We start from the raw sequence: 20939 nt of genomic DNA, 5'->3' as shown, positions 1-20939 counted from the left end.
GACCATAGAGCATTGGAACCACCTGATCCCATCCCGAACTCAGCAGTGAAACGATGCATCGCCGATGGTAGTGTGGGGTTTCCCCATGTGAGAGTAGGTCATCGTCAAGATTAAATTCCGAAACCCCAATTGCGAAAGCAGTTGGGGTTTTGTTTTTGTCCGCAGGAAATTCAAACTGCTGCCCAAACCGCTCCAGTGTGTGCTCCAGCGCTTGCAGCGACACACAGATAAAGCCCAACCGTTTCAGGCTGGGCTTTCTTGTGCCTTCATTTCTGTCGATCGACGAAGGCCGTTCACTGATCCTTTTCGCAATTGACCATCCACGACACACCAAAACGGTCGACGAGCATGCCGAAGCGCGCTGCCCAGAACGTGGCCTCCAGTGGCATCTGCACACTGCCACCGTCCGCCAGTGCATTGAACACCCGCTCGGCCTCGGCAATGCTGTCGACGTTGAGTGAAATCGAGCAGGCACTCATTTTATCGACGGGGCGATCCGGTGTGGTGTCCGACCCCATGAGCGCCTGATCGCCCACGATCAGGCGGGTATGGATGATCAGCTTGTGCAGCTCCTTGGGGAAATGCTCACCCGCAGGAGTTTCACCAAAGGTCAACATGGCTTCGATCTGGCCTTGCAGGCACTTTGCGTAGAACGTGAAGGCGTCTTTGCAGTCGCCGTTGAAGATAAGGTAGGGATTGATTTTCATGGTCGGCTCCAGGTGCTCGAGTGCATACATCGGTTTGGACGCCGGTTTTTTCGGCGAATTCCGATTGTGTCGAGCCGACAAGCAAAGCGCTAAATCTTTGTCGGAGCTTGTGTTTCTTTAGATGTTTTTTCCATAGGACGCGCGAGGCTTATCGCCTCCGGCACACGCCGCGGCGCAAGCACTCGTTCGATGGCGCCGCTGACCATGCTTTCCAGCAGCTCCTCACGTTCCTGCTCGTCCAGCACATGGGGTGTGAGCCAGCTGGGGGCACTGTTGAGCAGCGCACCAATGGCATGCCCGGCGGCCAGCAGGCCTTGCTCGCTGAAGCGGGACTTCGCGCCCAGCATCTTCAGCAACGTGCGTTCGTATTGCTCGCGCAATTGTTGAACCCGAGCCTGTTGCTCTTCGTTCAGGCAACCGCTGTCGCGCTCCACCAGGCGGAAATGCCAAGGCATCTCCCGGTGCAGATTCAGATGGGCACGGATCAGGCTGTTGAGTTTATCGCGTTTGCCGGGCGCTTTTTGCTGGATGCGTCCCAGAGTGGCCAGCAGCTCCTCGTAGAACTCCTCGATCAGGTCCAGCAGCAGATGCTGTTTGCTGGGGTAATGGTGATACAGCGAGCCTGGGGAGAGCCCCAGGCACGTCGCGAGCTCACGCATGCCGACCTGGCCGAACCCCTTGCAGGCAAACAGCTCCAGGACCTTGTCCCGGTACTCGGCAAAGCGCGAGCAACGCTCAGGCATAGGCATGGAAGCCGCGCCCCGTCTTGCGCCCCAGGTAACCGGCAGCGACCATTTCCTTGAGCAATGGCGCCGGGCGATATTTGCTGTCGTTGAATCCTTCATAGAAGGCTTCGAGGATCGACAACAGGGTATCCAGGCCAATCAGGTCCGCCAGGGCCAACGGACCGATAGGCTGGTTGCAGCCCAGGCGCATGCCGGCGTCGATGTCTTCGGCGCTGGCCAGGCCTTCCTGGAACACCAGGATCGCCTCGTTGATCATCGGCACCAGGATCCGGTTGACCACGAAGCCCGGACGGTTGCCGGCGGTGATCGCGGTTTTGCCGAGGGTGGTCGCCATGTCCAGCGCCAGTTGGTGGGTCGCGTCACTGGTTTGCAGGCCGCGGATGACTTCGATCAGGCCCATTACTGGCACCGGGTTGAAGAAATGCAGGCCGATGAAGCGCTCTGGCTGGCTGACACTGGCGGCCAGTTGGGTGATCGACAGCGACGAGGTATTGGAGGCAATGACGCATTCGCTGCCGACTTGCGCGGCGATCTGTTGCAGCACACGCAGTTTCAGGTCGAGATTTTCAGTGGCCGCTTCGATGACCAGTTGCGCGTCACGCAGGACGCTGTAATCGGTGCTGGTGCGGATTTTGTTAAGGGTGGCCTGTTTCTGCTCTGGCGTCAGGGTTTGCTTGGCGATCTGCCTGTCCAGGTTTTTACCGACCGTCGCGACGGCTTTTTGCAATGCGCTTTCAGAGATGTCGAGCAAGGTCACGTTGAAACCGGCCATGGCACAGACTTGTGCGATGCCGTTGCCCATGGTGCCTGCGCCGATTACACCGATGTTTTGCAGATTCATTTTCCGTCCTTCGATCAAACCCTGCGATACCTTGGCCGCGATTGCGGTCGAAGGCGTACTATTGCCGCGAGTCTAGAGCCGGCAGGGCGGTTGTCCTATGCCAAAACTGTTCAACGGCACTGATGTTTTTTGCCATTCGGGTGATGAGAGAGAAGCGAACCAATGCGGGAAAAGGACTCGGTTGCCGCCTATTTCGTGCAGGCAATGATCCATGGGCTGAGGGACGATCCGCAGCGCGTGACGGCCGTGCTCGAACAGGCGGGTATTGATCCGGCGGTCATGCAACAACCCACGGCGCGGGTGCCGGCCAATGCGTTTGCGGCGTTGTGGCTGATTCAGATCCGCGAGCTCGACGACGAGTTTTTCGGGCTCGATTCCCATGGCATGCCGCCGGGCAGTTTCGCCCTGATTTGCCGCGCCCTGATTCAGGAGCCCGATCTGCACAAGGCCATGCGTCAGTGCCTGGCCAACTTCGGGCTGTTCCTGCGCGACTTTCGTGGCTCGCTGGCCGTGCGGGGCAAGCGTGCGGTCATCAGCCTGCAAACCCGTTCGGAGGACAACGATGCCAGCCGGTTTGGTGAAGAAACCTTCCTGGTGTTGATGATCAGTCTGCTGTGCTGGCTGGGCGGGCGGCGCATTCCCATTGACCGTGCGGACTTCCGCCATTCGCGCCTGTCGCTGAGTGACGACCGCCTGCTTTGGGGGCCCAACCTGACCTTCGGTGCCGAGCGCACTGAAATCGAATTTGCCAGCCACTACTTGCGCCTGCCTGTGGTCCAGGACCTGGCATCGCTGAAAGTGTTTCTGCGCACCGCGCCGCAATGGCTGGTGATCCGCTTTCGTAACCAGCATGGCTTGGCATCGCAGGTTCATCAGCGTTTGCGCGGCAGTCACTACAGTGAATGGCCGACGTTGCAGGCCTTTGCCCTGGAACAGCACCTGAGCCCCAGCACCTTCCGCCGCAAGCTGGAGCGCGAAGGCTGTTCCTATCAGGAGATCAAGGACGAAGTACGGCGCGGCGTGGCCTTTGAGCAATTGCGTCAGAGCGACGCGAGCATCAGCGACATCGCCGAGCAACTGGGCTTCCAGGAGCCCAGCGCCTTCCATCGGGCGTTCAAGAAGTGGACCGGGGAAAGCCCCGGGCGCTATCGGGCCCGTTATCAGGGGGACTGTGGGAGCGAGCCTGCTCGCGAAAGCGATAGGTCATTCAACAGGGATGTCGTCTGACACTCCGCCTTCGCGAGTAGGCTCGCTCCCACAGGGATCGGTCATGGCATTTCCGGCAGTTCCTGCGGACGCAGGTCGAAGACCAATACTTCAGCGTCCACGCCGTTGCTCAAGGTCAGTGCCTGTTCATCACGAACCCGCACACCGTCGCCTTCCTGCAACAACACGCCGTTGAGTTCGACGCTGCCCCGGGCCACGTGCACGTAGGCATAACGGTTGGCGGCCAGTTCCAGGGCGGCGCTTTCCTGGCCGTCGATCAGGCCGGCATACACCCGTGCATCCTGACGCACCTTCAGCGAACCCTTGGCGCCGTCCGGCGAGATGATCAGCTGCAGGCGCCCGCGTTTTTTCCGGGTGCTGAAGTGCTCCTGCTGATAGCGCGGTTTGGCGCCGCTGACGTCGGGCACGATCCAGATCTGCAGAAAGTGCACCGGCCGTGTGCTGGAGTGGTTGAACTCACTGTGGGCCACGCCGCTGCCAGCGCTCATCAGTTGCACATCGCCGGGGCGGATCACCGACCCGGTGCCCAGGGTGTCCTTGTGTTCCAGGGCACCCTCAAGCACATAGGAGAAGATCTCCATGTCGCGGTGCGGGTGCTGGCCGAAGCCTTTGCCGGCGGCGACGCGGTCGTCGTTGATCACCAACAGGTCGGAAAAACCCTGCTCTTTCGGATTGCGGTAGTTGGCAAAGGAAAAGGTGTGGAATGACTTCAGCCAGCCGTGATTGGCCAGACCACGATCCGAGGCTTTGCGAAGAGTCAGCATGATGAAATCTCCTGTGGGGACGTGAATTCGTCCGAGTGAGGAGAAGGTTAATATTTACCATTTGATTCAATAAGTAGGTGTAAATTGAAATACTGTCTCGTTATGGTTGACAGTTTATGAGCACAAACCAGCTATTCTGTTCCGATATTTGGCCCTGATGAATGGCATGTCTTTTGTGGGAGCGGGCTTGCTCGCGAATGCGGTGGGTCAATCAACATCCATGCTGACTGACCCACCGCATTCGCGAGCAAGCCCGCTCCCACAGAGGATGTGCACCGTCTCAATTAATCCAGTGAATTCCAATCCATGAAAACCGTGGCAATGGTGCTGTTTCCCGACTTTCTCCTGCTCGATATGGCCGGGCCCATGGAAGTGTTTTCCATCGCCAATCGTTATCTGAAACCCGACGATCACTATGTGCTGTCGACCATCGGCACCGAGCCCGGCGCATTGCGGGCGTCCAATGGCGTGAGCGTGCAGGCCGACCGGCACATCGATCAGGCCTGCGAAGGTTTTGATTTGCTGCTGGTACCCGGTGGTCCCGGTGCCTACAACGAAAAGCATCCGCCGTTGCTCGACTGGCTCAGGCACAACGTCAGCCGGTCCGCCGGTTACGGCTCGATCTGCACCGGAGCGTTCGTATTGGGGCATGCGGGCTTGCTCGACGGCTATCGCGTCACCACCCACTGGCACTACACCGAGCGGCTGATCAAGGGCTTTCCGAAGGCGACCGTCGAGACCGACCAGATCTTTGTCCAGGACCGCAACCTGATCACCTCCGGCGGCGTCACCGCCGGGATCGACCTGGCGTTGTCGGTGGTGGCGCAGGACCACGGCAAAAAAGTCGCCCAGGACGTGGCCAAGGTCTTGCTGGTGGTGATGAAGCGTCAGGGCGGGCAGGCACAGTTCAGCCCGTTGATGGCGGCGGTGGCGCCTCACGAAACGCCGATTACCCGCGTGCAGAACCATGTGCTCGAGCACCTCGACGAGTCCTTCAGCATCGAGCGCATGGCGAGCCTGGCCAACATGAGCCCGCGGCATTTCGCCAGGGTGTTCGCCCGGGAGGTGGACATGACGCCGATGGAGTTTCTGCAAAGCGCACGCATCGATTGCGCCAGGAACCTGCTGGAAACCAGCGAGTTGCCGCTCAAGACCGTGGCCTTCAAAAGCGGCTTCGGCAGCGTACGGCACATGCGTTTTCTGTTCAGTGAAAAGCTTGGCCTGACCCCGACCCAATACCGCGAGCAGTTCAGCTAGCGCGCATGTCCGTTGTGCGCACCGCAATGGCCGTGACGCTCCCCCCGTGGCGGTTGTACCGTCACAGAGGGCTGCCAAGATACGAGGTAACTCATTGCAAGGAAGGTGCGGAGCCTGGATGGACTCACGTGCCAGATCAGGTTTCCTGCGGGTGACTGCCCATGAACAGCCTCAGAGATGTCAGCAACGAAGCGGTGCTGCAATTCGGACCCTACGCTTTCCACCTCAGTCAGCGCCTGGTGCTGGAGGGCGATCGACCGCTGCGCCTGGGCGGCCGCGCCCTGGATGTGTTGCAGGTGCTGGTCGAACACGCGGGCTCGGTGGTCAGCAAGGACGAGTTGATTGCGCAGGTCTGGCCGCGCTCCGTGGTCGAAGAGATCAACCTGCGGGTGCACATTGCTGCCCTGCGTCGGGCCTTGGGCGACGGGCAGAACGGTCAGAGCTACATCGTCAACATTCCCCAGCGCGGCTACAGTTTTGTCGCCCCGGTACAGCATTCGCCGCAGCCTGTAGCGTTCCCCAGCGAGACCCTAAAAAAGCCCCTGCACAACTTGCCGGCGCGGCTCACATCGATCACCGGGCGCGATGCGGTTGTCGGCAGCCTGGTGCGGCAGTTGCCCGTGCGCCGATTCATGACCCTGGTCGGGCCTTGCGGGATCGGCAAGACCACCGTCGCCTTGCGCGTGGCCGAACTGTTGTTGCAGCACTATCGGCACGGCGTGTGGCTGGTGGACCTGGCGGCGATCGAGGATCCGGCGCAAGTGACCGATCATCTCGCACGAACCCTTGGGCTGGAAGCCGGCACCACGCTGGAGGCGCTGGCGCAGCGACATGCCTTGTTGGTCCTGGACAACTGCGAGCATCTGCTCGAACGCTGCCAGACGTTGATCGAGACACTGCTGCAATCGATGCCGCGACTGTCGATCCTTGCCACCAGCCGCGAGCCACTCAAGGCCGTGGGCGAAACCCTGTTGCGTCTGCCACCGCTGGCGGTGCCGCCGGCGTCAGCGCTGCGCAGCGTTGCCGAGGTCATGGGCTATTCGGCGGTGCAGTTGTTCGTCAGCCGTGCCCGGGCCCGTCAGCAAGGCTTCACCTTGCGCGAACAGGACCTCAGGGTCGTGCGCGAAATCTGCCGGCGCCTCGACGGCCTGCCGCTGGCGATTGAATTGGCGGCGGCGCAAATCGATGCGCTGGCGCTGGTGGGGTTGCAAGCACAACTCGATAACTGTTTTCAGTTGCTGTCCCAAGGCCGCCGTACGGCCGTCCCCCGGCATCAGACGCTCAAGGCTGCACTGGACTGGAGCTACGAACGGTTGACTGCGCTGGAACAATCCGTGTTGCAGCGTTTGGCGATATTCAAGATGGCCTTCACCCAGGACGCCGCGATAGGCGCGATCAGCGGCGACGCGTTACCGGTCGCCGAGCTGATCGAGGTGCTGGACAACCTCGCACTCAAATCATTGCTGTCCCTGGAGCAGGGCGGCGGGGTGATCCGTTACCGCTTCCTCAACACCACCCGCACCTACGCCCTGGAAAAGCTCGAACTCAGTGGTGAGCTGCGCACCCTTGAAATGCGTTATGCCGGTTACGTCAGTCAAACGCCCCGGCTTTCAGGCCGGCAAGTGGCAATGCAACTCACCGAGTAAGTGGCGCACGGCCTTAAGGTCCGGCGTGGCAAAACCTTCGGTGAAGCGCTGGTAGACCGGCGCCAGCAATGCATGCGCCCGTTGATGGTGGCCCTGTCGCTGCCACAATTGCGCCAGCGAGGTGGCGCTGCGCAGCTCCCAGGTCAAGGCGCCCTGGGTTCTCGCCACGTCGAGTGCCTTGAGTAACACGGTTTCAGCCATCGCGGCGTTGGCCGGAAAATCCGTTGCCAGCAGCGTCTCGGCCCTGGCCCGCAGAATCTCTGCCGTGCTCCAGCCCGACGCGCCGTTTTGCGCACGTTCAAGCAGGTCGTCATCGACGCAGGTGGAATCCAGCGTGACCATGATGTCCTTGATCAGTCCGACACTTCGTTGCCTGGCGGGCGCGACATCGACGCCGCCGATCACCTGCGCGTAGTGTTGCGCCCAGGTATGGAACAGCAGGGCCGAGTGTTTCTGCGCCTGTTGCAGCAGCAGGCGCAGGAGTTCGCGGGCGCTGCGGGTGTCACCGTTGTAGTAGGCGATCAGGCAGCCGGCGAGCGCCAGGGTGTAGCAGATCGACGTGCCGTGGTTGATCTGCAACGCGATGTCCAGCGCCTGCCGGGCTGCACGCCAGGCCTGTTCCGGTTGGCCTCGCAGCCAGAGGATGCGCGCCTGGATGGTCAGCGCCGCGACACTCTGGTCGTATTGCACGCCGAAGCCATGGGTGAAACGGTTGAGATGACCACTGTGGGCCATGCGTTGCAGTACCTGTTCGGCATGCTCCCCGGCCTGTTGCTGGTCGCCTGAAAAATGCAGGGCAAGCACCCGCAATCGATGAGTGCTCAGGGATAACAGGGCGTCGTCATGTAGCCCCAGTTGATCGAATTGCCGGCTCTGTTGCAGGGCCATCTGGTATTGGCCGCCACTGAGATTGACCGCCAGGTGACCGGAAATCGCCCGCAACTGACCGGCCACATCGTTGAGTCGGCTGGCCAGGGTTCTGGCGCTGACAAAGGCGCCAAGGGTTTCGGCGCTCGCGCCTTGAGCGTGGTAACAGGCACTGCCCAGGGCCAGCTTGAGGGTCATCTGCAAGCGCGGGCAAGGCTCGGCAGACTGCTCGAGCAAGGCCAGGGCCTTGCGCACATAACCGCCGTGTTCCTTGAGCAGTGACAGCTCCTGCCACAGGGGCGTGGACGTCGCGGCCAGGCGTATCGCCAGCGCCTGCGGCCCTTGCCCGTGCAGACCCCAGTCGAGGGCCGCGCGGATGTCCTCCAGGGTCCGGCCATAGCGCTCGAGCCACAGGCCGGTCGAGGTTTTCTCCCATTCGTCCTGCGCCTGTTGCATCAGCGCCAGGCAACGCTCGGCATGGCGCTCCCGCGTGCCGGGCAGGTCGGGGCTTTGCGCGAGTTTTTCCAGCGCATGGCTGCGGGTGGTATCGAGCAGACGGTAGTAGACATCTTCATCGCCCACCTCCACGTTCAACAGGGACTTGGCGACCAGTTGGGTGATCGAACCGAACACTTCGCGAGGTTCGATGTGTTCGCCGACGATCACCGCCGCTGCCGACTCCAGGGTGAAGCCGCCGCGAAACACACTCAGTCGGCGCAGGCAGGTCTTTTCGCAGGCGTTGAGCAGCTCGAAGCTCCAGTCCAGTGTCGCGCGCAGGGTCTGATGGCGTGCCGGGGGCGTCTGACAGGGCTGGGTCAACACCCGGAAACTGCTTTGCAACTGCGCCAGCAAGCCGGCTAATCCGAAGTTGCCCACTTGCGCCGCCGCCAGTTCGATGGCCAATGGAATGCCGTCCAGTCGGTGGCAGATGTCGATCAACAGCGGCAGTTCATCGTCCGTCAGTTCAAAGTTGTCATGGCTGGCCATGGCCCGCTCGACAAACAGTTGCAGGGCGGAAAAGGTCATGGCCTGGGCGCGGTCGAGGACGGCGATGGGCGGCGGGCAGTCGAGTGATGCCAGGCGCTGGACGAATTCGCCTTCGGCCCGCAGGCTCTCGCGGCTGGTGGCGAGAATGTGCACGTGCGGCGCACTGCGCAGAATGTTTTCGCAGAGCTGGGCGATGGCGCCGACCAGGTGTTCGCAGTTGTCGATGACCAACAGCATTTGCCTGTCGCGCAGACAGTCGGCAAGGCCGCTCAGGGGCTCGTCATCGTGCAGGGCCAGTTCGAGCAACGTCGCCAGGTGGCCGTCGATCATCAGCGGGCAGTTGATCGGGGCCAGGTCCAGCAGGCGGATGCCGTCCCGGTAGCGACCGATCATTTGTTCGGCGACTCGCAAGGCCACGGTGGTCTTGCCGATGCCGCCGGGGCCGACAAGGGTGATGAAGCGCTGGCGCGGCAGTTGCACCACCAGATTGTCGACCAGCGTGCGCCGGCCGATCATGCGTGTGCGGCGCACCGGCAGGTTATGCCGGCTCGGCGCGCAAGCCATGGGCGCAGACGGTTGTTCGACCTGTTCCCTTGAGTGCGGTGCGACGAAGCTGTACCCGCGCTGGGCCACGGTGACGATGTAGCGCTGGCCGGCCTGACCGTCGCCGAGCGCCTTGCGCAACGCGGCCATGTGCACCCGCAGGTTGATGTCTTCGACCACGCTGTCGGGCCAGACCCGAGCGATCAATTGCTGCTTGCTGACCACGTTGCCGGCGTGTTCCAGCAGGATCAACAGGATGTCCATGGCGCGCCGGCCCAGGCGCAAGGGCTGGTCGGCCTCCATCACCAGGCGTTGTCCGGGGTAGACCCGGTAGGGGCCGAAATGCACAGCCTGTTCGGGGGAAAGGGTCAACGAGTCGCTCCTGCTGCAGCCGTCTGGTTCGCGGTTTACGAGCATATTCCTCAGGTTTTTTACGCAGCGCAATGTGCCGCCCGGGTGACTGAAGGGGCAGGCATTGACTCTAGCGTATCGGCCATCTGCTGTCGGTCCCGAAAACATTGGGGGCGACAGATGGGCGGGACAGGCCGGGGCTTTTTGCGTGCCAAGGAAAATTAACAACGATTAACTCGTCCTGCGTCCGGTCTGCGTCCAAAACTCTCCTTCTTCAACTTCCACTGAAGGCAGGGATGAAATGTCAGTCAGCCGCGAGCAGCTCGATGTGGGAGCGAGCCTGCTCGCGAAGGCGGTGTCACATTCAGCCTATGCGGTGATTGACACAGCGCTTTCGCGAGCAGGCTCGCTCCCACAAAGGACACCGGAATGAGCAACGTGGTGGTGGTCTATCACAGTGGCTACGGGCACACCCGGGTCATGGCCGAAGCCGTGGCCGCGGGCGTGGAGCGGCACCTGGGCAGCACTTGCCAGTTGATCCCGGTCGAGGAAGTGGACGAGCACTGGGCGCGGCTGCACAACGCCGACGCCATCATCTTCGGCGCGCCGACCTACATGGGCAGCGCCTCGGCGGCCTTCAAGGCGTTCATGGAGGCCACGGCCGCGTTCTACCTGACCCAGCCCTGGCGCGACAAGCTCGCGGCGGGCTTCACCAATTCCGGCTGCCTGTGCGGCGACAAACTCAACACCTTGCTGCAGATGGCGGTGTTCGCCGCGCAGCACTCGATGATCTGGGTCGGCCTCGACCTGCTACCGGCCCGTTCCAGCACCGGCGCGTTCAACGGCCAACTCAATCGCCTGGGCAGCTCACTGGGCGCCATGGCCCAGTCGAATGTCGAGCAATCCCCCGACGATGCGCCGCCTCCCGAGGATCGCTGCACCGCCGCGCACCTGGGCGAGCGGGTGGCGCGCCTGGCCGATCGCCTGAACCGACTTGCGGTTTGATTCACCCCCCAACCCTCGTTAAGGAGGCATCACCCATGAGCACTTTCACTACCCGCGACGGCGTCGAGATTTACTACAAGGACTGGGGCACCGGTCAGCCGGTTGTCTTCAGTCACGGCTGGCCGCTGAACGCCGACAGTTGGGAGTCGCAGATGATTTTCCTGGCCTCCAACGGCTACCGGGTCATCGCCCACGACCGTCGCGGTCATGGGCGTTCCAGCCAGCCGTGGTCGGGCAATGACATGGACCATTACGCCGACGATCTGGCGCAGTTGATCGAGCTGCTGGACCTGCAAGACGCCGTGCTGTTCGGTTTCTCCACCGGTGGTGGCGAGGTGGCGCGTTACATCGGTCGCCACGGCACCGGCCGCGTGGCCAAGGCCGGGCTGATTTGCGCGGTGCCGCCCCTGATGCTCAAGACCGAAGCCAACCCCGGTGGCTTGCCACTGGAAGTGTTCGACGGCATCCGCCAGGCCTCGCTGGCCGACCGCTCGCAGCTCTACATCGACCTCGCCAGCGGGCCGTTTTTCGGCTTCAACAAACCCGGCGCGAAACCGTCCCAGGGCATGATCGACTGGTTCTGGATGCAAGGCATGATGGCCGGCCACAAGAACGCCCATGACTGCATCAAGGCGTTCTCGGAAACCGACTTCACCGAAGACTTGAAGAAGTTCGACGTGCCGACGCTGGTGGTGCATGGCGACGCGGATCAGGTCGTGCCTTACGAGGCGGGAGGTGTCTCCTCGGCCAGACTGGTCAAAGGCTCGACCCTGAAGATCTACCCGGGCGCCCCTCACGGGCTGACGGACACCCACAAGGATCAGCTCAACGCTGACCTGTTGGCGTTCTTGAAAGGTTAAAAAGCCAGATCAAAAGATCGCAGGCTTCGCCAGCGCCTAAACGCTAGCGTGCATGCCCGAAGGCTGCGATCTTTTGCTTTCAAGGCCACGCACCCTCTGACAGCGCCAGGCAAACGGATTGATGCCTTCGCTGCGGGTGAAGAGGTGGCAGAAGTGCGCCTGGTCGCAGAAGCCGCATTCGAGGCTGATCTGCGTAAGGCTCATGTCGGTGTACTGGATCAATTGCTTGGCCAGGATTATGCGTTGCCGGCGAATCCAGTCCTGCGGCGAGAGTCCGGTGCTGCACTTGAAGGCGCGGGAGAAATGACTGCGCGAGAGGGCGCAGGCCTGTGCCAGTTCAGTGACTTCCAGGCTGTCGCCGAGGCGCTCGAGGATCAGTTGTTTAACCAGCCGTTCGCGCTGCGGGCTGAGGCCGCCGGTGCTTTTCTTTGGCACAGGCGTGAATGGCGCGGGCGCGGCATTTTGCTGAACGTGAGCCATGGTGAATGTCCGTGTCGGTAGGCTTCATTCTTGGACCCGAAGGCTCTGGCTTGCGAGTTAATCGTTGTTAATTCCGCGTTCAGCGCGGGACGTCCCGGGTAAAGTCAGACACACTTCTCAACCTCGCGCCTGGCCGAACACACAAGGGAACCGTGCTTATGAACCGTAACGATCTGCGTCGCGTCGACATGAACCTGCTGGTGATTTTCGAGGCGCTAATGTTCGAAAAGAACCTGACCCGCGTCGCGGAAAAACTGTTCATGGGCCAACCGGCGGTGAGCGCCGCGCTGGGGCGTCTGCGTGATCTGTTCGACGATCCGTTGCTGCTGCGCAACGGTCGCGGCATGGAACCGACGGCGCGGGCGCTGACGATTCTCAAGGAGCTGCAGCCGGCGATGGATACCATTTCCGGTGCGGTCAGCCGGGCCAGGGAATTCGATCCGGCGACCAGTTGCGATGTGTTCCGCATCGGGCTGTCGGACGATGCCGAGTTCGGTTTGTTTCCGTCGTTGCTGCGTCAGCTGCAAGAGGAAGCACCGGGCATCGTCGTGGTCGTGCGGCGGGCCAATTATCTGTTGATGCCGGCGTTGCTGGCGTCGGGGGAGATCTCGGTGGGCGTGAGCTACACCACGGACCTGCCGGCCAATGCCAAGCGCAAGAAGCTGCGCGATATTCCCTGCAAAGTGCTGCGTGGTGATACCCGGCCGGGGCCGCTGACCCTGGATGAGTACTGCGAACGGCCCCATGCGATGGTGTCGTTTTCCGGTGACTTGAGCGGCAATATCGATCTGGATCTGGCGAAGGTCGGGCGCAGTCGTCGCGTGGTGCTTGGCGTGCCGCAGTTCAGTGGGTTGCGGGCGTTGCTGGCGGGGACGGAGATGATCGCCACCGTGCCGGATTATGCGGCGTGTGCGTTGGTGGAGGGGTGTGGGTTGCGCGCCGAGGATCCGCCGTTCGAGATTGAGGCGGCGCAGTTGTCGATGGCCTGGAGCGGGGTGCATGACAATGATCCGGCGGAGCGGTGGTTGCGGGCGCGGATTGGGCAGTTCATGTCTTTGGCTTTGGATATTCGCTAGGCTTTTGACCTTGGCGGCCTCTGGGCCGACCAGGTTCTTGGTTGGTTGAGTACATATCCGTTTCTGCGGTAACGGCGGCTTATGGTTCCGCTCTTACAGCGGGTCACTTTTGGCAAACGCCCCAAAAGTAACCAAAAGGTCTCGCCCCTTACGTACGGCCCCTCGCTTAGGCTCGGGGTTCCTTCGCTCCGGCATTCATCCGGGGGCATCGCCTCCGGTCGGCTTCGCTTCGACCTCCTCTCGATGTGTTCGGCTTCGCCGAACGGCGCTGCGCGCCCACCCCCGGATGAACGCCTCCACTCAGCCTGCCGAGGGGGCGGGTGGATCAAGATCAAGAGCTGCAGGCGAGCTAACGCTCGGCCTGATGAGTGGTGAGAAGCGGCGCGGTGTGGATTGCTCTGCCTTTGCTCTTCTGTGGGAGCGAGCTTGCTCGCGATGGCGGCCTGCCAGCCGACCAATTTCTTTCGAATGTACCCAGTCCAACTGTGGGAGCGAGCCTGCTCGCGAAGGCGGTCTGCCAGCCGACCTGATTTTTGCAGATGTCCCCAATCCCTGTGGGAGCGGGCTTGCCCGCGAAGGCGGACTGCCCGCCAACCAATCTCTCACAGGGAGTATGCAGTGTTCTGACAGCTCTGTTTAAAAGCCGTCAACCTCTGTTCCTGAAAGCCACGCCGCCTTGCGTCGTTGCCTACAACTACGCCAGAATCCGCCGGCTTGTGTGTCTTGGCCCTGATCTCTAACGTTCTCCGCGTCGCTGTCCATGCAGCGATCGGGTTTAGCAGCTCGGTAAATTTCAAGGCTCGCCAGTGTCACCTCAAGACCATTTCGGTCCGCAATTTGGTGGCTGTGCGTGGGGCACTTCGGTGCGCCGGGTTCCTTGATCCCTGGTCTGCTAACCCGCGTACAGCCGCCACCCAATTCGTTTAGCAGCGACCTGTGGCGGCTCCATTGATCAAGGAGTTCCACCATGTTCAAACCCACCCCGAATCCCCCGAAAGACCCTGCCTCACCGCGCAATCCCAGCACAATGTTTGTCATCACCCCCGACATCAACACCGAAACTCTGTTGGCCCACGCCTGCGAATCCCTGGCCTCGGCCAGCATCATGGCCAGTGATCTTGCTGGCTTTCTGCAGAGCCCGCATCGCAACGCGCTGCTGGGGATTGCGCAGATCATCATGTTGGGTGAGCTGGCGGTGAATAGGGCGCTGGATAATCTCGATCCGCAGGAATAACCCGGTAGTAGCAACAACAAATAAACCTGTGGGAGCGGGCTTGCTCGCGAAGGCGGTGGATCAGCCAACATCAATGTTGAATGTTGTGCCGCAATCGCGAGCAAGCTCGCTCCCACAAGGATCTGTGTCGATGGACAGTTCTCGGTCCACACAGAAAACAGAGCACGTACATTCAATTTTTCCTCCTCCCGTCCCGGCACTATCGAATCCTGTCCCGGCGCATCGACGCCGGTGGTTTTTCATTGGTGCAGGTGGGCCATGGACACTTCGCGACGTGATGATCGGGCGCAAGACTGGGGGGTGCTGTTCCTGCGGGTCAGCGGCGGCTTGCTGGTGCGTCTGGCATGTTTGCCTATTCTGTTTTTGCTGTGGGTGTCGATGTTGCTCGTGCATCCGCAGTGGACCCTCTTCGAAGGCCAGTTCGGCTGGCTGTTGTTGATCGTGTTCACCAGCATTCTCATCGCCGGGCCGGGACGGCTGGCGCTCAATGTCCGTCTTGCCGGAGCCTTGCGTTATGTCTGATCTCAATCGCCGTGAGCCGGCAAGTCCCGGGCCTGATGAGGTGGTGACGCTGATCGTCAAGCACCGGGTCAAGGCTGGTTTCGAAGCGCCTTATGAAGCCTGGCTGCGCAACATTGTCAAGGTGGCCGCGCAGAATGTCGGGCACCTGGGCGTGGATGTGGTGCGCGGTAAAAACGCCGGCCTCGACACCTACACCTGCGTGCTGCGCTTTTGCTCGACCGAGGCGATGCAGAACTGGCTCGATTCGCCGCAGCGCCAGGCGTTGGTCGACGAAGCTGCTCCGATGCTGGCTGATGGCGACCAGACCGAAGTCAATCCGGTCAACGAGTTCTGGTTTTCGCCCCAGGCCGAAACCGGTACGCCACCGCCGCGCTGGAAGCAGGCCGTGGTGACGTTGCTGGTGATCCTGCCGCACACCTTGCTCGTGCCGCTGCTGTGGGGGCCGTTGTTGCGGCTCAACGCCTTGCTCTCCCACTACGTGGTGGCCACGTTCCTGATCACCCTGACCATCGTGCTCTCGGTGGTTTACATCTTCATGCCCATGGCGACGCGTCTGTTCGCGCCCTGGCTGTCTTCTGCCACATTGCACGAGGAACCCTGATGAACGCCGATCTGATTCTGTTCAATGGTCAATTTCATACCGTTGACCGCGAAAAGCCGCTCGCCAGCGCGGTGGCGATCAGCGATGGTCGCTTTGTCGCGGTGGGCAGTGATGCCCAGGCCATGGCCCTGCGTGGCTCGAATACCCAAGTGATCGACCTCAAGGGCCGCTGTGTGATCCCCGGGCTCAACGACTCGCACTTGCACCTGATCCGTGGTGGCTTGAACTACAACCTGGAACTGCGCTGGGAAGGTGTGCCGTCCCTGGCCGATGCCTTGCGCATGCTCAAGGATCAGGCCGACCGCACACCGACGCCGCAGTGGGTGCGGGTGGTCGGTGGCTGGAACGAATTCCAGTTCGCCGAGAAGCGCATGCCGACCCTGGCCGAGCTCAACCAGGCGGCACCGGACACCCCGGTATTCGTGTTGCACCTGTACGACCGCGCCTTGCTCAACCGCGCAGCGTTGCGTGTCGCCGGTTACACCCGCGACACGCCGAACCCGCCGGGTGGCGAGATCGTGCGCGACGCCAACGGCGAGCCGACCGGCATGTTGGTGGCGCGGCCCAACGCGATGATCCTGTACTCGACCCTGGCCAAGGGGCCGAAGCTGCCGCTGGAGTATCAGGTCAACTCGACCCGTCAGTTCATGCGCGAACTCAATCGCCTGGGCCTGACCAGCGCGATCGATGCCGGCGGTGGTTTCCAGAATTATCCGGACGATTACCAGGTGATCGAGCAGTTGGCGAAGGATGAGCAACTGACCGTGCGCATCGCCTACAACCTGTTCACCCAGAAACCCAAGGAAGAGCTGACCGACTTCAAGAACTGGACCGGCAGTGTGAAGCTGCACCAGGGCGACGATTACCTTCGGCACAACGGCGCCGGGGAAATGCTGGTGTTCTCGGCGGCGGACTTCGAAGACTTCCTCGAACCGAGCCCGGACCTGCCGCAAACCATGGAAGCCGAACTGGAGCCGGTGGTGCGCCATCTGGTCGAGCAGCGCTGGCCGTTCCGTTTACACGCGACCTACAACGAATCCATCAGCCGCATGCTCGACGTGTTCGAGAAGGTCAACCGCGACATTCCGTTCAACGGCTTGCCGTGGTTTTTCGACCACGCCGAAACCATCACCCCGCAGAACATCGAGCGGGTGAGGGCGCTGGGTGGCGGCATTGCGATTCAGGATCGCATGGCCTTCCAGGGCGAATATTTCGTCGAGCGGTACGGCGCGAAAGCGGCCGAAGCGACGCCTCCGATCAAGCGCATGCTGGCCGAGGGTGTACCGGTCGGTGCTGGCACCGACGCCACGCGGGTATCGAGTTACAACCCGTGGACTTCGTTGTACTGGATGGTCAGCGGCCGCACCGTCGGCGGCATGGAACTGCACGCCGAAGGTCTTTCACGCCTGACGGCGCTGGAACTGTTCACCCACGGCAGCGCCTGGTTCTCGTCGGAGCAGGGCAAAAAGGGCCAGATCAAGGTCGGGCAATTGGCCGACGTCGCGGCCCTCAGCGCGGACTTCTTCAGCGTCGATGAAGAGGCGATCAAGTGGATCGAGTCGGTGCTGACCGTGGTCGGCGGCAAGGTGGTGTACGGCGCCGGTGACTTCGAGAAGCTCGGGCCGGCCAGCGTGCCGGTGCTGCCGGACTGGTCGCCGGTGGTGAAGGTGCCGGGCCACTGGCGCCCGACGTCGCCGATGCAGGCCCAGGTTCACCACTGCAGCGGGCCCTGTGCGGTGCATTCCCACAGCCATGAACGGGCACGCCTGTCGAACGCGCCGGTCAGCGATTTCGCCGGTTTCTGGGGCGCCTTTGGCTGCTCGTGTTTTGCCTTCTGACGCATTCAAGAAAGCGCCGACCCAACAGGGCGGTGCGGTATGCAACAACCATCCATCAAGGAGCTTCCAATGAGCAACGTTCCATACAAACGCCTGAACAAAGACGATGCCGTGGTATTGCTGGTCGACCACCAGACCGGTCTGATCTCGCTGGTGCAGGATTTCTCGCCCAACGAGTTCAAGAACAACGTGCTGGCGCTGGGCGACATCGCCAAGTTCTTCAAACTGCCGACCATCCTCACCACCAGTTTCGACAGCGGTCCGAACGGCCCGATCGTGCCTGAACTCAAGGCGCAGTTCCCGGACGCGCCGTTCATTGCCCGCCCGGGCCAGATCAACGCCTGGGACAACGAAGATTTCGTCAAGGCAATCAAGGCCACCGGTCGCAAGCAACTGATCATCGCCGGTGTGGTGACCGACGTGTGCGTGGCGTTCCCGACCCTGTCGGCCATTGCCGAAGGCTTTGAGGTGTTTGTGGTGACCGACGCGTCCGGCACCTTCAACACCACCGTGCAACAAGCGGCCTGGGCACGCATGTCGGCCGCCGGTGCACACCTGCTGAACTGGTTCTCCGTGGCCTGCGAGCTGCAAGGCGACTGGCGCAATGACATGGAAGGCCTGGCCAACCTGCTGTCCGAGCGCCTGCCGAACTATCGCAACCTGATCAACAGCTACATGAAGTTCACGGCCAAGTAAGACGTACACCTGTGGGAGCGAGCTTGCTCGCGATGGCGGCGTATCAGTCGACACATGTGTTGACTGACAGATAGCTATCGCGAGCAAGCTCGCTCCCACAGTGTTTTGTGTCAGCCGTGGATCAGCGACTCTGCAACCACCCCAAAAACCCACCTTTCCTGACCACCACCGGTTTGGCCATCAACGCCATCCGGCTGTTTTGCTGGCGCACCGCTTGCAGCTTGTTCAACGCCCGGTCGACCTCCCGTCGTTGCGCCATGCAGTCGCGGGTCAGGGATTTGTCGAGGCGGTAGATGATGCTTGAGGTCATGGCGGTGAACCGTGCCTGGGACGGCGTATCGGCGAGGATGCTTTGTTCGCCCATGACTTCACTGGGCCCCATGCGCCCGGCTTCGATCTGCGTGCTGCCGTCGGGGACCGTGGCGCTGACCACGCCGGTGGCGATCACGTACAGGCTGTCCGGTACCTCATCCAGATCCAGCACCACATCACCGGCCGCGTATTGCTGCGCCACCATGTTCTGGGCCAGGCGATCCCGTTCATCGGCGCTCAGGGAACGGAAGATTTTCACTTCATCGAGCAAGGCCCGTACGCGGGTCGACGGCTCGATCACGCCATCGGGTTGCCGGGAAATGCCTGCCGCTTCGAGGTGCCGATGAGCCAGGTCGAACAGTTGATTGCGCACTTCACCCTTTTTGCCCAATTCGGCGATGAAGCCGCTGGCCACGTATTCGGACATGGTTTCGCCGGCTTCCTTGAGCACGGCTTTGGGCGCCGGATCGAGCAGCAGACTGCTGCTGCCCTGAAGAGTACGGTCCAGGGCATCGAGTACCCGACGCGGGCGAATGTGGTTGGGCACCTGAATGCTGATCGACACGCCGTGCATGTTGAACGGGCGGCTGAGGTTGACGATCTTTGCCTTGGCCGCCACCGAGTTCGGCACCACAGCGGTGCTGCCGGCGCTGGTCAGCAGGTGAGTGGCACGCCAGTCGATGTCCAGCACCTTGCCTTCGATACCGTCGATGGAAACCCGGTCATCGACCTGGTAGGGCTTGGTGGTGTTGAGCACGATGCCGGAGAACACGTCGCTCAAGGTGCTCTGCAATGCCAGGCCCACCACGATGGCGACGACGCCGGAGGTCGCCAGCAAACCTTTCACTGGCAGCTCCAGCACGTAGCCGGCGGCGGCCACCACCGCAATCAGGAACACCAGTGCGCCGATGACATCCTGCAACAGCCGGCCGCTGTGGCCGATGCGCCGCATCAGGGCCAGGCCGATCACTTCGGTGAGCACCCGTGCCGCGTACAGCCACCAGAGAATCCCCAGTGCCGTGGCCCCCAGTTGTGCCACGCGATCATCGGCAAACAACGGCGCCTGCAACGGGCTGACGCCGGCGTTGATGAGCACCGCGCTGAACAGCAGAAACAGCGCCAGGCGCACACCGACCCGGCTGACGCGATGCTTGAATGGCGCGACGTGCCAGAGCAGGGCGTCGATGGCCAGCAGCAGGGTGCTCAGGGAGAGCAGGTGACTGAGGAGAAAGGACATGGGAATGCTCCAGTAGAAATGAGGTCGCGCAGGTGGAGGATGCTGTTGTGGCGAGGGAGCTTTCTCCCGCTTGAGTACGGAGCAGATTAATAGTGTGCCAGGAAGGGAAAAAGCGGCTATAAAATGTTTAACTGTCAACCTGGAAGTGACAATGAACCCCTTCGAAGATATGCGTATTTTTTGCCAGGTGATGGACTCTGGAAGCTTCACGGCTGCCGCCGATCAACTGGGGCTGTCCAAGCAGTTTGTCAGCCGTCGCTTGATGCAACTCGAAGAGCGCCTGGGCGTGCGCCTGCTCAATCGCTCGACCCGGCGACTGGATGTCACGCCGCTGGGGCAAAGTTATTACGAGTCAGCCTTGCGCCTGCTCAGTGAAGTCGAACAAGTGGAGCAGGGCATCGCCGGCCAGACCACCGAGCCACGCGGGACCATTCGTGTGAGCGCTCCGCTGTCGTTCGCACTGGCGCATCTGGGCTGCCTGTTGCCGGTGTTTTTGCAGCGCTATCGCGATGTGACGGTGGAGATGGATCTGAGCGATCGGCCTGTGGATTTGCTGGGTGAGGGATACGACCTGGCGTTGCGCATCGGCGCGCTCGAGGACTCGACCTTGATTGCCCGGCGGATCGCGTCGATCCAGCGGGTGTACTGCGCCAGCCCGGCGTACCTGGCCGAGCGCGGCACACCGCTCAAACCTGAGCAATTGCACGGTCATGACTGTCTGCCGTACGGCCATGGTCGACAGGTGCAATGGCGTTTTGCGGGGCAGGGCAAGCCGCTGACGGTCAACGTCACCGGGCGGATGCGGGTCAATAACGGCGAGGTGCTCAGGGATGCGGCTATCGCCGGCCTGGGGATCACGTATTTGCCGGCGTTCATCGTCGGCTCGGCGTTGAAGGATGGACGGCTGGTCGAGGTACTGGAGGATTTGCGCCCCGAGCCGCTGACATTGTCGGCGGTGTATCCGCAGCATCGTCAGAGCTCGCGGCCGGTGCAGGTGCTGGTTGAGTTCTTGCGCGAGGCGCTGGATCAGTCTGAGGGTGGGTTGTAAGGATAGGGTTCACACAATCTACAGTGGGAGCGGGCTTGCTCGCGAAGGCGGTGGGTCATGGGACATTGATGTCGACTGACCCACCGCCTTCGCG

General features: G+C 61.8%; 19 protein-coding genes and 1 rRNA gene. 13 read left to right on the top strand and 7 right to left on the bottom strand.

Annotated elements, in window-relative coordinates:
- Positions 1-110, top strand: a 5S ribosomal RNA gene (gene rrf, locus BSF40_RS31050); the annotation flags it as partial.
- A gap of 183 nt (positions 111-293) precedes the next feature.
- Here rrf and BSF40_RS31045 read toward each other — a convergent pair.
- The 3 genes from BSF40_RS31045 to BSF40_RS31035 all read right to left on the bottom strand — a co-directional run bounded on the left by BSF40_RS31045 (position 294) and on the right by BSF40_RS31035 (position 2294).
- Positions 294-707 (bottom strand): VOC family protein, encoded by a 414-nt coding sequence (locus tag BSF40_RS31045; RefSeq protein ID WP_095968243.1) that lies wholly within the window; start codon positions 705-707, stop codon positions 294-296.
- A gap of 89 nt (positions 708-796) precedes the next feature.
- Entirely contained in the window at positions 797-1456 is a 660-nt protein-coding gene (locus tag BSF40_RS31040) for a TetR/AcrR family transcriptional regulator (RefSeq protein WP_095968242.1), read from the bottom strand.
- Positions 1443-2294, bottom strand: coding sequence for a 3-hydroxybutyryl-CoA dehydrogenase (locus BSF40_RS31035; protein ID WP_095968241.1), 852 nt, complete (start codon positions 2292-2294; stop codon positions 1443-1445). Before BSF40_RS31035 ends, BSF40_RS31040 begins: the two co-directional genes overlap by 14 nt.
- Positions 2295-2456: 162 nt before the next feature.
- On the opposite strand from BSF40_RS31035, the gene BSF40_RS31030 reads away from it, so the two are divergent.
- On the top strand, positions 2457-3521 hold the full coding sequence (locus tag BSF40_RS31030) for an AraC family transcriptional regulator (protein ID WP_095968240.1): 1065 nt from the start codon (positions 2457-2459) through the stop codon (positions 3519-3521).
- Between the two features lie 41 nt (positions 3522-3562).
- On the opposite strand, the gene BSF40_RS31025 is transcribed toward BSF40_RS31030, so the two are convergent.
- Complete coding sequence (locus BSF40_RS31025) at positions 3563-4285, bottom strand: pirin family protein (protein ID WP_095968239.1); 723 nt, start codon at positions 4283-4285, stop codon at positions 3563-3565.
- 306 nt (positions 4286-4591) lie between these two features.
- Here BSF40_RS31025 and BSF40_RS31020 point away from each other — a divergent pair, with 306 nt between their 5' ends.
- A complete protein-coding gene (locus BSF40_RS31020; protein ID WP_095968238.1) occupies positions 4592-5542 on the top strand; it encodes a GlxA family transcriptional regulator in 951 nt (316 codons plus the stop codon).
- Positions 5543-5703: 161 nt separating this feature from the next.
- Positions 5704-7188, top strand: a complete 1485-nt coding sequence (locus BSF40_RS31015; RefSeq protein ID WP_095968237.1) for a winged helix-turn-helix domain-containing protein — start codon at positions 5704-5706, stop codon at positions 7186-7188.
- Here BSF40_RS31015 and BSF40_RS31010 read toward each other — a convergent pair.
- Positions 7153-9957: a winged helix-turn-helix domain-containing protein gene (locus BSF40_RS31010; RefSeq protein WP_095968236.1), complete on the bottom strand. Its 2805-nt coding sequence runs from the start codon at positions 9955-9957 to the stop codon at positions 7153-7155. The two genes, BSF40_RS31015 and BSF40_RS31010, sit on opposite strands and share 36 nt — an antisense overlap.
- A gap of 408 nt (positions 9958-10365) precedes the next feature.
- On the opposite strand from BSF40_RS31010, the gene BSF40_RS31005 reads away from it, so the two are divergent.
- On the top strand, positions 10366-10941 hold the full coding sequence (locus BSF40_RS31005; protein WP_095968235.1) for a flavodoxin family protein: 576 nt from the start codon (positions 10366-10368) through the stop codon (positions 10939-10941).
- Positions 10942-10976: 35 nt separating this feature from the next.
- Complete coding sequence (locus BSF40_RS31000) at positions 10977-11801, top strand: alpha/beta fold hydrolase (RefSeq protein WP_095968234.1); 825 nt, start codon at positions 10977-10979, stop codon at positions 11799-11801.
- A gap of 36 nt (positions 11802-11837) precedes the next feature.
- Here the strand turns inward: BSF40_RS31000 and BSF40_RS30995 are convergent, their stop codons facing one another.
- Entirely contained in the window at positions 11838-12281 is a 444-nt protein-coding gene (locus BSF40_RS30995) for a helix-turn-helix domain-containing protein (RefSeq protein ID WP_095968233.1), read from the bottom strand.
- 158 nt (positions 12282-12439) lie between these two features.
- Between BSF40_RS30995 and BSF40_RS30990 the strand changes: the two genes are divergently transcribed.
- The 6 genes from BSF40_RS30990 (at position 12440) to ycaC (ending at position 18248) form a co-directional block, all read left to right on the top strand.
- Entirely contained in the window at positions 12440-13357 is a 918-nt protein-coding gene (locus tag BSF40_RS30990; protein ID WP_095968232.1) for a LysR family transcriptional regulator, read from the top strand.
- Positions 13358-14324: 967 nt separating this feature from the next.
- Entirely contained in the window at positions 14325-14591 is a 267-nt protein-coding gene (locus tag BSF40_RS30980; RefSeq protein WP_095968231.1) for a DUF6124 family protein, read from the top strand.
- 258 nt (positions 14592-14849) lie between these two features.
- The gene (locus BSF40_RS30975; protein ID WP_095968230.1) at positions 14850-15113 is read left to right on the top strand and encodes a hypothetical protein; all 264 of its coding nucleotides are present in this window, start codon (positions 14850-14852) and stop codon (positions 15111-15113) included.
- Positions 15106-15714, top strand: coding sequence for an antibiotic biosynthesis monooxygenase (locus tag BSF40_RS30970; protein WP_095968229.1), 609 nt, complete (start codon positions 15106-15108; stop codon positions 15712-15714). Before BSF40_RS30975 ends, BSF40_RS30970 begins: the two co-directional genes overlap by 8 nt.
- Complete coding sequence (locus BSF40_RS30965) at positions 15714-17552, top strand: amidohydrolase (protein ID WP_095968228.1); 1839 nt, start codon at positions 15714-15716, stop codon at positions 17550-17552. Before BSF40_RS30970 ends, BSF40_RS30965 begins: the two co-directional genes overlap by 1 nt.
- Positions 17553-17621: 69 nt before the next feature.
- Entirely contained in the window at positions 17622-18248 is a 627-nt protein-coding gene (gene ycaC / locus BSF40_RS30960; RefSeq protein ID WP_007977200.1) for an isochorismate family cysteine hydrolase YcaC, read from the top strand.
- 121 nt (positions 18249-18369) lie between these two features.
- On the opposite strand, the gene BSF40_RS30955 is transcribed toward ycaC, so the two are convergent.
- Positions 18370-19797, bottom strand: a complete 1428-nt coding sequence (locus tag BSF40_RS30955; RefSeq protein WP_095968227.1) for a mechanosensitive ion channel family protein — start codon at positions 19795-19797, stop codon at positions 18370-18372.
- 151 nt (positions 19798-19948) lie between these two features.
- Here BSF40_RS30955 and BSF40_RS30950 point away from each other — a divergent pair, with 151 nt between their 5' ends.
- Entirely contained in the window at positions 19949-20845 is an 897-nt protein-coding gene (locus BSF40_RS30950; protein ID WP_095968226.1) for a LysR family transcriptional regulator, read from the top strand.
- Positions 20846-20939: the final 94 nt, after the last annotated feature.

The sequence above is a fragment of the Pseudomonas sp. ACN5 genome (assembly GCF_002303975.1).
Taxonomy (GTDB): Bacteria; Pseudomonadota; Gammaproteobacteria; order Pseudomonadales; family Pseudomonadaceae; genus Aquipseudomonas; species Aquipseudomonas laurylsulfatiphila.
The sequence above is the reverse complement of the archived record's forward strand: the minus strand, read 5'-3'. Positions and strand labels throughout refer to the sequence as shown.

Bases quoted from the DNA above. Each gene is read 5' to 3' on its own strand.
- BSF40_RS31005 (WP_095968235.1), top strand. From the start codon at position 10,366: ATGAGCAACGTGGTGGTGGTCTATCACAGTGGCTACGGGCACACCCGG.
- BSF40_RS30975 (WP_095968230.1), top strand. From the start codon at position 14,850: ATGGACACTTCGCGACGTGATGATCGGGCGCAAGACTGGGGGGTGCTG.
- BSF40_RS30950 (WP_095968226.1), top strand. From the start codon at position 19,949: ATGAACCCCTTCGAAGATATGCGTATTTTTTGCCAGGTGATGGACTCT.
- BSF40_RS31025 (WP_095968239.1), bottom strand. From the start codon at position 4,285: ATGCTGACTCTTCGCAAAGCCTCGGATCGTGGTCTGGCCAATCACGGC.
- BSF40_RS31030 (WP_095968240.1), top strand. From the start codon at position 2,457: ATGCGGGAAAAGGACTCGGTTGCCGCCTATTTCGTGCAGGCAATGATC.
- BSF40_RS30980 (WP_095968231.1), top strand. From the start codon at position 14,325: ATGTTCAAACCCACCCCGAATCCCCCGAAAGACCCTGCCTCACCGCGC.
- BSF40_RS31035 (WP_095968241.1), bottom strand. From the start codon at position 2,294: ATGAATCTGCAAAACATCGGTGTAATCGGCGCAGGCACCATGGGCAAC.
- BSF40_RS30970 (WP_095968229.1), top strand. From the start codon at position 15,106: ATGTCTGATCTCAATCGCCGTGAGCCGGCAAGTCCCGGGCCTGATGAG.
- BSF40_RS31015 (WP_095968237.1), top strand. From the start codon at position 5,704: ATGAACAGCCTCAGAGATGTCAGCAACGAAGCGGTGCTGCAATTCGGA.
- BSF40_RS31020 (WP_095968238.1), top strand. From the start codon at position 4,592: ATGAAAACCGTGGCAATGGTGCTGTTTCCCGACTTTCTCCTGCTCGAT.
- BSF40_RS30995 (WP_095968233.1), bottom strand. From the start codon at position 12,281: ATGGCTCACGTTCAGCAAAATGCCGCGCCCGCGCCATTCACGCCTGTG.
- BSF40_RS31040 (WP_095968242.1), bottom strand. From the start codon at position 1,456: ATGCCTATGCCTGAGCGTTGCTCGCGCTTTGCCGAGTACCGGGACAAG.
- BSF40_RS30990 (WP_095968232.1), top strand. From the start codon at position 12,440: ATGAACCGTAACGATCTGCGTCGCGTCGACATGAACCTGCTGGTGATT.
- BSF40_RS31045 (WP_095968243.1), bottom strand. From the start codon at position 707: ATGAAAATCAATCCCTACCTTATCTTCAACGGCGACTGCAAAGACGCC.
- BSF40_RS30965 (WP_095968228.1), top strand. From the start codon at position 15,714: ATGAACGCCGATCTGATTCTGTTCAATGGTCAATTTCATACCGTTGAC.
- BSF40_RS31000 (WP_095968234.1), top strand. From the start codon at position 10,977: ATGAGCACTTTCACTACCCGCGACGGCGTCGAGATTTACTACAAGGAC.
- BSF40_RS30955 (WP_095968227.1), bottom strand. From the start codon at position 19,797: ATGTCCTTTCTCCTCAGTCACCTGCTCTCCCTGAGCACCCTGCTGCTG.
- ycaC (WP_007977200.1), top strand. From the start codon at position 17,622: ATGAGCAACGTTCCATACAAACGCCTGAACAAAGACGATGCCGTGGTA.